We start from the raw sequence: 13149 nt of genomic DNA, 5'->3' as shown, positions 1-13149 counted from the left end.
GCACGCGCTTCGTGCAATCATGCACGCATGAATGCCATCGCCCCCCAAAACGCCCCGTGTAGCGCACTGCCGACCATCGATCTGCCCGACTGCCGCATCTTTCCGCAACAACTGACGCGCGCCGCGGCGCTCATCGACCAGATCAGGGAACAGGGCCAGGCCAGCGATCGGGTGCTGCATCAGGCCTTCCGCGCGGAACGCAAGCTCGGCAAGCGCGATCGACTGATCCTTCAGACACTCGTCTTTTTCGTCCTGCGGCATTGGCGACTGCTCGACACACTGCTCGCCCCGAACCCGACGTCGACGCTTGGTCGACTGGGCATGGCGCTGAAGTGCGCCGGGCGACTCGATGAGCGCCTGAGCGAACTGACCGGCGTCGATACCGCAGTCATCGCCAGTCCCCTGGTGATGGCTGCGGACCCCGTGCCCGCACTTGGCATGCAGTTCAGCCTGTCCGACGCGGATAGCCGGCGGTTGATCGAGGCCTTCGGCGACGCAGCCGCTGCCGTCGCCACAGCCCTCCTTGAACGTGCACCGACGGACCTCCGCGTCAATGTGGGCGGGGGGACGCGTGACGAAGTTCTAGCCGATCTGGCAAGCACCGGGATTCGCGGCACGCCCATACCCGGCCTACCGCTGGGCATTCGCATCCACGACAGCGCCGCCCTGACTGGGCTGCCCAGCTACCGCGCCGGCGCATTCGAGATTCAGGATGCCGGCAGCCAATGGATCACTGCCGCCTGCCAGGCGGCCGAGGGCCAGCACGTTCTCGACCTGTGTGCCGGTGCGGGCGGCAAGTCGCTGGGTCTGGCCCAGGCCGTGGGGACGCGGGGACGAATTCTGGCCTGCGACGTGGACGCAGACCGACTGGCGCGACTGCCCGAACGGAGTCGTCGCGCCGGCCTGAACAACATCGAATGCCTGCCGATCGTCTCGGGCAAGGACCCGGCACTGACCCAACGCGCGCCCTTCGATCGCGTGCTCGTCGACGCGCCCTGCTCGGGGTCGGGCACGTTCCGGCGACACCCGGAACTGAAACAGGCGGACATCGATCTGGCCGCCCTCTGCACCACGCAAAGCCGCCTGCTGGACGAAGGGGCCATGTTGACCCGACCAGGCGGTCTGCTCGTTTATGCGACCTGCAGTCTCTGGCGGGAAGAGAACGAAGTGCAGGTCATGGCGTTTCTGGCGCGGCACCCGAACTGGCGCCTGACCGCCCTGCCGGAAGAGATCAGCCGCCATGTGGAGACGGACCCGAACGGCATGGCCCGTCTGCGACCGGACCGACAGGGCAGTGACGGCTTCTTCTTTGCCGTGCTTGCCGCCCCCCGGGACTAACCCGGTAATGCATGCAGGCGCGCTCGAAAACCGGTGACCGAACTGGCACACTACGAGCTCAATCACCTCGAAATCCGGAACCCATCATGACCTGTCGCCACCTCGTCGGATACCTCGGCCTGGCCCTATGCGCCGTGCTCTTGAGCGGCTGCGGCCAGAAAGGTCCCCTCATCCTGCCCCAACAGCAGGATGCGCCTCAGCAATCTGCCGCACCGGCGACGTCCGGCACGAAAGCCCAACCCTGAACATCACCCCCCACCACCACCATCATGAATCCATTACCCTATGCCCATCTCGCGCGCGGCGCGGAACACGAACTGAGCCTGGATGGCACGCCCCTGAGCCGGATCGCCCGGGACTTCGGCACGCCGACCTACGTCTATGCACGAAGCGCTATCGCGCAGGCCTATTCCGACCTGACCCGAGCCTTCGGCGATCGACCGCATCAGATCTGCTACGCCGTCAAGGCCAACAGCAATCTGGCCATCCTCGCCCTGCTCGCACGTCTGGGCGCCGGGTTCGACATCGTATCCGGCGGTGAACTCCAGCGGGTGCTGGCTGCGGGCGGCGCGCCCCACAAGATCGTGTTTTCCGGCGTCGGCAAGCGGCGTGATGAAATCGCGGCGGCCCTCGAGGCCGGGATCGGCTGCCTGAACGTGGAATCCGCGGCCGAACTGAGCCGGGTCAGCGAGATTGCCCGCGAGATGGACCGGATCGCGCCCATCTCGCTGCGCGTCAACCCCGATGTGGACGCCAAGACCCACCCTTACATCTCCACGGGTCTCAAGGACAACAAGTTCGGCATTCCGATCGCGCATGCACCGGCGCTTTATCGCCAGGCCGCCCGAGACCCGCATCTCAGCGTGGTGGGGATCGACTGCCACATCGGCTCCCAGCTGACCGACGTGACGCCGTTTTCCGATGCGGCAGCGCGCGTGCTGGCGTTGCTGGATCAGCTCGTGCTGGAAGGCATCGAGATCAAGCACCTCGACCTCGGCGGCGGGCTGGGTATCCGCTATACCGACGAAACGCCGCCGGACGCCGCGGACTGGGTACGTGCCGTCGTGGACATCGTCGATGCGCACCCGATCGCACGGCACCTGCCGATCTACCTGGAGCCCGGGCGCTTTCTCGTCGGCCCCGCGGGCGTCCTGCTGACCCGGGTCGAATACCTCAAGCCCCATCCCGACGACGGCAAATCCTTCGCGATCGTCGACGCGGCCATGAACGACCTGATGCGCCCCGCCCTCTACAGCAGCGTGATGGCCATCGAGCCGGTGACGCCACATGCAACCCTGCCGCCCGCCACCTGGGAAATCGTGGGCCCGGTCTGCGAGACCGGGGATTTTCTGGGCCATGCCCGCAATCTGGCCCTCGCCCCGGGCGATCTCCTTGCGGTTCTCGGTGCCGGCGCCTATGGTTTTTCCATGGCATCGAACTACAACACCCGGGGGCGACCGGCCGAGGTCCTGATCGATGCCGGTGAAGCGCGTCTCGTCCGCGCCCGGGAGACTGTCGAATCCCTCTGGGCCAACGAGATGATCCCCGACACGCTGCGATAAGCGGAAAAACGGGTCCGGTCGAACATTCATAGAGAACGGCTATCAAACCCATGGAGAAATTCAATTTCGGTTTCTCCCGGGCCTTGGGTATTGTCATCAAGGTTCAATGATTTGGGTTTTAGATCGTTGACGCATCCTTTCATCATCGCTTTCCTAAGGAGTTCAAGATGTTCGAGAATCGTGAAGGCCAGCGCGTACCGCAAGTGACTTTCCACACCCGCCAGAACAACCAGTGGGTCGACGTCACCACCGACGACCTGTTCAAGGGCAAGACCGTGGCGGTGTTCTCCCTGCCCGGTGCATTCACCCCCACCTGCTCATCCAGCCACGTACCGCGGTTCAACGAACTCGCCCCGGTGTTCTTCAAGCACGGCGTCGACAGTATCCTGTGCCTCTCCGTGAACGACACCTTCGTGATGAACGAATGGGCGGCCGATCAGAAAGCCGAGAACATCCAGTTCATCCCGGACGGCAACGGCGAATTCACCGAAGGCATGGGCCTGCTGGTCGACAAGGAGAACCTGGGCTTCGGCAAGCGCTCCTGGCGCTATTCCATGCTGGTCAAGGACGGCGTGATCGAGAAGATGTTCATCGAGCCGGAAGTCGAAGGCGACCCGTATGAAGTTTCCGATGCCGACACCATGCTCGACTGGTTGGCGCCGAATGCCGTCAAGCCGAACGAAGTCCTGATCTTCACCCGCCGCCTGTGCCCGTTCTGCGCACGTGCCAAGGGCATGCTGCACGATGCCGGCATCGCCTTCGACGAGATCGACGTGGGCCATCAGGTCACCCTGCGCGGCCTGCGCGCGGTCTCCGGTTCCGACGCCGTACCGCAGGTCTTCATTGACGGCAAGCTGATCGGCGGCAGCGACAAGCTGGCGGACTGGCTGGCAAGCCGTTCGTAACCTGCACGCGGATCACGAAGGGAATCACCGCCCCTCGATGATCCCGACCCCGACCGGAGCGGAACGCCGCGGTCGGGTGTCCAGACCCTTTCGACCGAAACCCAAGCGCATCTCACGACACCCGCGATGCGCTTGGATTTCGGTTCATACCCGGTTGATTTCGACGACATATTTTCTGGAGACGCATCATGACGGAACACACCTTTGACCTGATCGTGCTCGGTGGGGGCTCGGGCGGCCTGGCCGTGGCCGAGCGGGCGGCGCAACACGGTCGCCGGGTTGCCATCATCGAACCCGCCAAGCTCGGCGGCACCTGCGTCAACCTGGGTTGCGTGCCCAAGAAAGTCATGTGGTACGCCGCCAACCTGGCCCATGCCCGCCACGAAGCGGAAGGCTGGGGGTTCACCCCGATTCACGACCGGATCGACTTCAAGAAGCTGGTCGACGGCCGTCGCACGTATATTCGCCACATCACGGACTACTGGGACGGCTACGCGAAGGACATGGGCATCACCGTGATCCCCGGATACGGCAAGTTGACGGCGGCGGACACCGTGGCCGTCGGCGACCAGACCTATACGGCGCCGCACATCGTCGTCTCCACCGGCGGGCGTCCGTTCGTGCCGCCGGTCCCCGGCGCCGAACTCGGCATCACCTCAGACGGGTTCTTCGATATCGAATCGCTGCCGGAACGGGTTGCCGTCATCGGCGGCGGCTATATCGGCGTCGAACTGGCCGGGGTCCTCCAGTCGCTCGGCAGCGCGGTAACCCTGCTCGACATGCTGGACTCGATCATCGCCCCGTTCGACGCGATTCTGCGGGAAACCGCCACTGAAAACCTGCAGGCACTGGGGGTGTCTCTGCACCTGCCGTTCAAGGTGCAGCAACTTGTCGACACCCCCGAGGGCAAATTCATCGAGGGTGCCGACGGTCAGCGCCTGGGGCCGTTCGACACGATCATCTGGGCGGTTGGCCGGGCACCGAATACCCGGGACATCGGCCTGGAGACGGTCGGGGTCACGGTCGAGCGCAACGGCATCGTACCGACCGACGCCTACCAGAACACCAACGTACCCGGCGTCTACGCCCTGGGCGACATCACGGGGCGCGTCCCGCTCACACCGGTCGCCGTGGCCGCGGGGCGCCTGCTGGCCGAACGCCTGTTCAACGACAAACCGGAAGCCAAGCTCAACTACGACACGATTCCGACCGTGGTGTTCGCCCATCCGCCCATCGGCACGGTCGGCCTGACCGAGGCCGCCGCGCGCGAACAGTTCGGCGACGACGCCGTGACGATCTACGAAACCCGCTTCACCCCGATGCGCTATGCGCTCTCGCCCCAGGGCTACAAGACGGCCATGAAACTGGTCTGCGTCGGCACCGAGCAGCGGGTGGCAGGACTGCACATCATCGGCGACGGCGTCGACGAAATGCTGCAGGGTTTCTCGGTCGCCGTGAAAGCCGGCCTGACCAAGGCTCAGTTCGACGATACGGTGGCCATTCACCCCACTGCCTCCGAAGAGCTCGTGACCCTCAAGGTTCCGCGCGATTGACCGGCCCGAAACCCCATACCGGCGGCCTGTTTTTGCCCCGGTATCCGGCGCCCACTGACCGCGCCCCTGGCAGGAGGCGATAACGCATGTTTCTCGAATTGCGTCATCTGCGGACCATCCGCGCCGTGGTCGAAAGCCAGTCGATGGCGATCGCCGCCGAACAGCTGCATCTGACCCAATCCGCCCTGTCGCACCAGATCCGGTCCATCGAGGAGTATTACGGTCTCGAGCTGTTCTCGCGCCGCTCACGCCCCATGCAGCCCACACCGGCCGGGCGACGCCTGCTGGAGGCGGCCAACCTGATCATGCCGCAAATCGACGCGCTGGATCGCGATCTGCGGCAGCTGGCGGGTGGCGATACCGGCCGCTTGTTCATTGCGCTGGAATGCCATTCCTGTTTTTCCTGGCTGCTGCCGACACTTGACGCCTATCGCGAACAATGGCCGAACATCGATACGGATCTGTCGCTGTCGCACAGCTTCGATGCCCTGGACGCCCTCGCGCGCGGCCTGATCGATGTGGTCGTGAGCTCGGACCCCGTGGAAAATCCGGACATCGCGTTTGTCCCGCTGTTCGAGTACGACATCGTACTGACGCTTCCGCCGCAGCATCCGCTAACGGCCGAGCCGTTCATCCTGCCGGCCATGCTTGCCGACGAGACGGTGATCACCTACCCCGTACACCGCAACCGGCTGGACATCTTTGCGCGATTTCTGGCGCCGGCGGGTATCGAGCCGGCGGCCAGCCGCAGCTCCGAACTCACGGTGATGATTGCGCAGTGGGTGGCCAGCAGTCGCGGTGTCGCGGCCCTGCCCGCCTGGGCCGTCGCCGACGAACTGGCTCGAGGCAGCATCGTGGCGCGCCCGTTGGGCGAAGCCGGTCTCAAGTCCACGCTGTACCTGGCATTCCGGTCGGGCGAACGGGATCTGGCCTATACCCGGGCCTTCGTCGAAGCCGCGCGGATCTCGGCCCGCAAGGTACTGACCGACATCCGGATCCTCGGCTGATCATCAGGCAGCATACGGGCGTCGATACGCCCGGGACCGCCGCGATCAGGGGGTGAAGCGCTGATCCGGACGGTTGAAGACGAACCCTTCGGCCAACGAGGCCTCCGGCGCCAGCAGACGACCCTGAACCCAGGTGATACCGGCGGCTCGAACCGATGCGAGCTGCTCGGCCGTCTCGACGCGCTGGGCGATCACCGTCACCGACAGGGCGCGCGCCAGACCCAACAGGCCATCGATGAACGCCCGATCCCGAGACACGCGCTCCAGCGTCACCAGCCAATCGGCGGAAACCTTGACGTAGTCAACCTCGTAACGCCGGAGGTGCTGGAAGACCCAGTGCCCCGAACTGGCGTTGCCGATCGCGAACTTGAATCCGTGGCCGTGCAGCGCCTCGACGAAGCGGTCGAACACCGCAATGTCGGCCAGGGACTCGCGCTCGTTCAACTCGAACACCAGCTGCTCGGGGGCGAGGCCACAGGCGTCAACCCATGCGACCACATCGTTCAGGAAGGTGTTCGAGCGCACCGTGCGTGCAGAGATATTCACGAAAATCAGGCCCTCGCACTGTTCGGCGATTTCCGGCCGCAATACGCGCGCCAGCAGGGCCCGGTCGAAGGCCTCGTTCTTGCCGTTGTGCTCGATGACGCCAATGAAGTCCTGCGCCTCGCGCCAGCGCTTGCCCGCATAGATCCGGGCGAAGACCTCCATGCCCACCTGCTGCAGCAACAACTCGTCCGCCCGCTCCACAAGCGCATCCTGCACGGAGAAAATCGGTTGGAAGATGGGCTGCAGGGTCTGATCGGTCGGCGACTGGAACAAGGCGTCATCATCGACGATCGGGGCGATGAGATCCCGATCCGGCGACATGGGATCGGGAACGGCCAGCTGGTTCTTGCCCCCCAGCTTGGCGCGGTACATCTGGCTGTCGGCCACCGCGAACAGGCCGCGCGCCGTATCGGCATGCGTCAGGCCGATCGCCATGCCGATGGAGAGCGACGCCCCCACGCTTTCGCCGTTGGGCGTCCGGACCTGAAGATCCCGCAGACGTTCCAGCAGGCGTGTCGCGACCATTTCCGCCGCCGCAATGCCGGCTTCGGGCAGGATGGCCACGAATTCGTCGCCACCGTAACGGGCCAGGATATCCCCGGCACGCAGGCCATCCTGCAGTGCGCTGGCAACCTGGGTGAGGAACACGTCGCCGAACGAGTGTCCGTAGCTGTCGTTGATGTTCTTGAAGTTATCCATGTCGATCACCAGCACGGCAAACTGGTAATCGTGGCGCCGCGCCCGACCGACCTCATATTCCAGCAGGGACCAGAACATGCGCTGGTTGTACAGCTGCGTCAGCGGATCGCGGGTGGCATAGAACTCCAGATCCTCGGTGTGTTTCTCGATCGCCCGGACCGATCCGACCACATTGAGCATGGTCGAGAGAATCGACTCGATCAGCAGCCGCGTGACCGGCGACAAATCCTGGTCACTGGGAATGATCAGACCGACCACCCCCTGCATGACCGGGGTATCCATGGCGATTTCCTTGGTACGCAGATCGATCAGGCGAGCGTTGATCAGGGGCGCGCGGCCGCTGGATTCCGGGGCGTGCTGGCGAGGAATGAGATTGGCAACGGTGGCGCCAAGCACTTCACCGACCCGTGTCTGCACCCGGAAACTGACCGTGGCCGCAACGGGTTCGGTCACCGCGTCGTGCCAGAACAGCTCGATACCCGGCGGCCGATCGCCGACCGTAAATGCCGTAAACACGCCGTGCACCGGCAGGACCGTGTTGATCTCGGTCAGCAGGTCACGCACATAGCGACGCCAGTCACGCACCACATCGGAGGTGATCACGAATCGCTCGAGCAGACGGATCTCGAATTCCAGCAGATTCCGATCGACCGCGAGATTGCGCACCTTATCGGTCAGATGATCGACCTCGACCAGCACGTCATCCAACTCGGAAAAACCGGTATGGGCATCGCTGAACCGAACGTGCGTCAGATCCTCGACACGCTCCACCTGGCCGATGGAACGCTTGAGAATCCGCAATGAACGCGCCATGCGCCCGCCGAGAAACAGCGCGATGACGAAGGCCGCCAGAAACGGCAGCGGCATAATGAGCAACAGACGCTCGAACAGATCCTGATGCGCCCGCTTCGTCAGGGCCGCGACCGGCTGGGTGACCGACATGACGCCCAGCACGTCGCCGACATGAGCCCGGGTATGGCAACGGACGCACTGTGCCTCGGCGATCAGGGGACGATCGTAGCGAATCACGCCCTGCGCCATCGTGACTTGCGTCTGGCCGGATGCAAATGCAGCTGCAACCTGGGTATCCGGCTCCGGCTGCTCGATCTTGCCGAACTGGGCGATGACCTCGTCGCCGCGGTACAACTCGATGCGCGCACTGTCCGCATTGCGCTGGTTCTGACTGCGGATACTTTGCAGGAACTCGTTGAGCTGACCCCGCGTCCAGCCCTGACGCATGATCTGGTACATGGCGTTGAACGTACCGTCGGCAAGCGAGGCGGACATCTCGACGGCAGATTGACGCACGGAACGGTCGAATACGGAAACGGTCGCCCAATACATGGCCCCGGCCACGAGCACCGAGACCACCAGCGCAGAAACCACGATCAACAGTCGAATAGAACGAAAAATGCGCCGTAGCAAAGCCTGACATCCCTCACAATCAATCACGACGACTGCGCCGTGGCCTACCCCCCACCGGACAAAGCGGCCCGTGGCCGGGCCGGAATCCGACGCGACGCTTCTGTCCGCAGATCGGCCAGAATCACTTCATAAGCAAATGCCGATTTTCGAAGCATAGCGCATAACACCTTGGCGACGCGCAACTTTTGCCCTGCCGCGGTGCAGCGTCCGATCATCAACCCGCCGGTGTCCCTTCGGACGGTTCGGCGTCCGCCCTCTCATCCTCCGGCTCCGACTCACTCAACCATTCGGACAACAGGGAGCGCGCCTCGGGTACGCCGAGGCCACGCAGCCCCGAAAAAGGTAGCCAGCTGACCTGCGACAGCGCGGCATCGCGTCGCAGAGACAACACCGTCTTGCTGATTTCATTGTTGCTGAGTTTATCGGCCTTGTTGAGCAGGCACAGCACGGGCAAATCGCGGTCCAGGGCGAAATCGATCATCTGCCGGTCGGAATCCTTCAGGGGGTGACGGATATCCATGATCACCACAACACCGGCGAGGGAACGACGCTCGGCAAAATACTTCGCCAGGGCGACACCCCAACGCTGGCGCATCGCGGCCGGCACCTTGGCATAGCCGTAGCCGGGCAAATCCACGAGCCGCCGGGATTCGTCCCCCAAGCCGAATAGATTGATCAACTGGGTTCGTCCGGGCGTGCGCGAGGTACGCGCCAGGCTTTTTTGTCCGACCAACGCATTGAGCACCGTCGACTTTCCGGCATTCGAACGTCCCGCAAACGCAATTTCCCGACCGATATCCGCATCCAGCCCCATGGGGGAAGGCGCGCTCTTGATGAAAAATGCCGCCCTGAAATCAACCATCGCCATTCCTCCAGGCGCCAACCGCACACGCCCGCACCGCACCGAGACACGCAGTCCGTGACGCAGGACTCTTTACTTATGGGGTATTGATCGATCCGAATCACATCCGCATACTTTCGCTGCTAAAATGCTGTCCCGCACGGAGCCTACCCCCCTCACTCAAGGGCGGCATTGTTTCACAGATAGTCGGCCTCGTGCAGGACGGCCGAAGATTCCTCAGCGTCCTGTTGCCGCATTGATGCCTCAGCCGCTGGATCCACACACAATGGTTGCCGTGACCTGAACCGGTTTTTTTAAGGGTGCTCCATGAACAACTCACACATGCAATTCGCCTTGACCCACCTCCGCAGTGCCGCCGTAGTCCTAGGGCTGGCCCTTCTGGGCTGCTCGGCCGCCAGCGCGAATGGCGATGTCGCAGCCGGCAAGACCGTCAGCCAGACCTGTGCCGCGTGTCACGGCGCGGACGGCAACAGCGCGATGCCGACGTTCCCGTCCATCGCCGGGCAGTCGGCGAGCTATCTGGCCGAACAGCTGCATGCTTTCCGGGATGGCAAGCGCGTCAATGCGATCATGGGACCCCAGGCCAAGAATCTGACCGATGCGCAGATCGCCGATGTGGCCGCCTATTACGCGGCACAGACCCGCACGGTCAAGGCACCGGCAACCACCGACTCCATTCCCGGTGCCCATCTCTGGAAATTTGGCGGGCACGGCAACGCGATCGCCGCCTGCGCCGCCTGTCACGGCCCACAGGGCGAGGGTAACCAGCCCGCGGGTTTCCCCGCCTTGCGCGGCCTGACGCCGCAGTACGTCATCGAATCGCTGATGGCGTACCGCAACGACCAGCGCAAGACCGAACATGCCAGCATCATGGTCAGCATCGCGAGCAAACTGACCGACGACGACATGAAGGATGTCGCGCAGCATATCGCCACCTTCCACTGACCGCCGAATCGGATTGGATCGCCCGCGTCGCCAGGGCGACCCGCCAACCCGGGTCAACGGAACGACACAATCACGACTCGGGGAACTTGCGCCCCCCAACCCGCTCCAACAGCCTCCCGACTCCATTCATTCCGATCACGACCATAGGCAGCACGCATGTCCGATCCCATGATTTCCACCGGTCAACAAACGCCGATGACCGACGACGTCAATCGGGCCGAACGCCCGGCATCGGCCCACGCACGGCAACCGAGCCTCACCAAGCGCGTCCTCGCATGGCTGACCTCGATGAACCTGGCGATCACGCTGCTGGTCATCCTGGCCATCGCGTCCGTCATCGGCACGGTGCTGAAACAGAACGAATCCTTCACCAACTATCTGGATCAGTTCGGGCCTTTCTGGTTCGCCGTATTCAAGAATCTGTCCCTGTACGATGTCTACTCGGCCACCTGGTTCGTGTCGATCCTCCTGTTTCTCGTCGCGTCCACCTCTTCCTGCGTGGCGCGCAACGCCCCGTCCTTCATTCGGGACGTCCGCAATTTCCGCCTGAACGCTCAGGAAAAGTCCCTGCGGGGCTTTGCCCACCGCGCGGAAATGCACAGCGCCACGCCCCCCGAGCAGTTGATCGAACCGGCCCAGAACCTCCTCCAACGCTGGGGTTTCAAGAGCCGGGTCCGCCAACAGCCGGATGAAATCCTGATTTCCGGCCGCAAGGGCGGCATGAATCGCATCGGCTACATCCTGACCCACGTGGGCATCGTCGTGATCCTGCTGGGCGGCCTGCTCGACAGCAAGATGCAACTGAAACTGATGAATGCCCTGGGGATGGTCAAGGTCGAGACGGCGGACATCCCGGTCAGCCAGGTTCCCGCCGACAGTCAGATCCCCGTCGGCGGACTGCAGGCCTTCCGCGGCAACGTGAACATTCCGGAAGGCAAATGGGGCGACGTCGCCTTCATCGGCCTCAAGGACGGCTATGTCGTCCAGCAACTGCCGTTCAAGATCTTCGTGAACAAGTTCCAGATCGAGCATTACGACACCGGGATGCCGAAATCCTACAAGTCGAACGTCACCCTGACCGACAAGAAGACCGGCAAGGAAATCACCGAAACGATCGAGGTCAACCACCCCGTTCATTTCATGGGCTACAACATTTTCCAGTCCAGCTTCGGCGATGGCGGCACCAAGCTCAAGATGGATGCCTGGCAGTTGTCCGGCAAGGCCGGGGTGGCACAGCCGATCGACTCCGCGGTGTTCCAGAAGAAACCTTTCGACTTCGACGGCAAGAAGTATCAGCTCGAATTCACCGACTTCCGGATGTACAACATCAACCCGGAAATCGGCCCCAACGGGGTCGTCCATCAGAAGAACTTCGGCCCGTCGATCACCTTCAAGCTCCGCAACGCGGCGGGTGAAGCCATCGAATACCAGAACTACTTCCTGCCCATCGACTTCAAGGGCCACGAGTACTTCCTCAGCGGCGTCAAGCGGGAAATCGGCGCCCAGCAGCAGTACCTGTACATCCCCGCAGACAGCAAGGGCTCGATCAAGACCTTCATGGCCTTCCTCGGCACCCTGTCCGACCCCGAGCAGGTCCAGCGGATTGCCGCCCAGCTCATCGGCGAGGTCAGTCAGGCCGCCGGCAAGGACGACGCCACCCATACCGCGCTGACGCAATCGGCCAGCGCCTCCATCGCCCAACTGGTTCATCTGTTCGTGACCCAGGGCTTCGGCGCGATGAAACAGCAGATCGACGAATCCCTCGCCAAGCGCAAGCTGTCGCCCGAAGCGACGAAACAGGCGGAACAGGCCTCGGTCAGCGTCGTTCGCTCGGTGCTGGAACGCGCTTATCTCGACACCTTGCAGCAGCAGGGCGACAAAAAGGAATTCACCGACAAGGATGCCAAGTTCTTCGACGATGCCATGGACGCCATCTCCGCCCTCCCGGCCTATGGCGCACCGATTTTCATCCAGCCGACGAGCTTCCAGCAGATCCAGTCGACCGGTCTGGAAATCTCGCGCGCACCCGGCACCCTGTTCGTCTATCTCGGTGCCATCATGCTCGTGCTCGGCATTTTCATGCTGTTCTACATCCATTACCGGCGTCAGTGGATCCTGATCAAGCCGGACGGCTCCGGGGCGCGCCTGCTGGCCGCCGGATCGGACATCCGCAAAAACCTTGATTTTGACAAGGATTTCTCGGAATTTTGCACTGAACTTATGACTGTGACAGAGTCCAAAACCAAGACCGACGACAAATCAGACCAAGCCTGATTCAACAGGCACTCGTGCGGGGAAGCCGGGGCA

General features: G+C 63.2%; 10 protein-coding genes. 8 read left to right on the top strand and 2 right to left on the bottom strand.

Going from position 1 to position 13149, the window contains the following annotated elements; all coding sequences use genetic code 11:
• The first annotated feature begins 27 nt into the window (after positions 1-27).
• The 6 genes from A9404_RS09375 (at position 28) to A9404_RS09355 (ending at position 6365) form a co-directional block, all read left to right on the top strand.
• Complete coding sequence (locus A9404_RS09375; protein ID WP_066100701.1) at positions 28-1338, top strand: RsmB/NOP family class I SAM-dependent RNA methyltransferase; 1311 nt, start codon at positions 28-30, stop codon at positions 1336-1338.
• Positions 1339-1424: 86 nt separating this feature from the next.
• The gene (lptM, locus tag A9404_RS13435) at positions 1425-1583 is read left to right on the top strand and encodes an LPS translocon maturation chaperone LptM (protein ID WP_156521300.1); all 159 of its coding nucleotides are present in this window, start codon (positions 1425-1427) and stop codon (positions 1581-1583) included.
• Positions 1584-1607: 24 nt separating this feature from the next.
• Complete coding sequence (gene lysA, locus A9404_RS09370; protein WP_066100696.1) at positions 1608-2900, top strand: diaminopimelate decarboxylase; 1293 nt, start codon at positions 1608-1610, stop codon at positions 2898-2900.
• Between the two features lie 167 nt (positions 2901-3067).
• Complete coding sequence (locus A9404_RS09365) at positions 3068-3805, top strand: glutathione peroxidase (protein WP_066100694.1); 738 nt, start codon at positions 3068-3070, stop codon at positions 3803-3805.
• A 188-nt stretch (positions 3806-3993) separates the two neighbouring features.
• Positions 3994-5358, top strand: a complete 1365-nt coding sequence (gorA, locus tag A9404_RS09360) for a glutathione-disulfide reductase (protein ID WP_066100692.1) — start codon at positions 3994-3996, stop codon at positions 5356-5358.
• Positions 5359-5444: 86 nt separating this feature from the next.
• Complete coding sequence (locus tag A9404_RS09355) at positions 5445-6365, top strand: LysR family transcriptional regulator (protein ID WP_066100690.1); 921 nt, start codon at positions 5445-5447, stop codon at positions 6363-6365.
• Positions 6366-6410: 45 nt separating this feature from the next.
• On the opposite strand, the gene A9404_RS09350 is transcribed toward A9404_RS09355, so the two are convergent.
• Both A9404_RS09350 and yihA read right to left on the bottom strand, forming a co-directional pair.
• On the bottom strand, positions 6411-8996 hold the full coding sequence (locus A9404_RS09350; RefSeq protein WP_156521299.1) for a GGDEF domain-containing protein: 2586 nt from the start codon (positions 8994-8996) through the stop codon (positions 6411-6413).
• A gap of 253 nt (positions 8997-9249) precedes the next feature.
• Complete coding sequence (yihA, locus tag A9404_RS09345; protein ID WP_066100684.1) at positions 9250-9897, bottom strand: ribosome biogenesis GTP-binding protein YihA/YsxC; 648 nt, start codon at positions 9895-9897, stop codon at positions 9250-9252.
• A gap of 306 nt (positions 9898-10203) precedes the next feature.
• Here yihA and A9404_RS09340 point away from each other — a divergent pair, with 306 nt between their 5' ends.
• A complete protein-coding gene (locus tag A9404_RS09340) occupies positions 10204-10842 on the top strand; it encodes a c-type cytochrome (protein ID WP_082922873.1) in 639 nt (212 codons plus the stop codon).
• A 156-nt stretch (positions 10843-10998) separates the two neighbouring features.
• Positions 10999-13116 carry a cytochrome c biogenesis protein ResB gene (locus A9404_RS09335; RefSeq protein WP_082922872.1) on the top strand — a complete coding sequence of 706 codons (2118 nt, stop codon included), beginning with the start codon at positions 10999-11001 and terminating at the stop codon, positions 13114-13116.
• The last annotated feature ends 33 nt before the right edge of the window (positions 13117-13149 follow it).

Origin of the sequence: Halothiobacillus diazotrophicus (assembly GCF_001663815.1) — a bacterium.
GTDB lineage: Bacteria > Pseudomonadota > Gammaproteobacteria > Halothiobacillales > Halothiobacillaceae > Halothiobacillus > Halothiobacillus diazotrophicus.
Note: the sequence above shows the minus strand (reverse complement) of the source record. Positions and strands in the feature narration are given on the sequence as shown.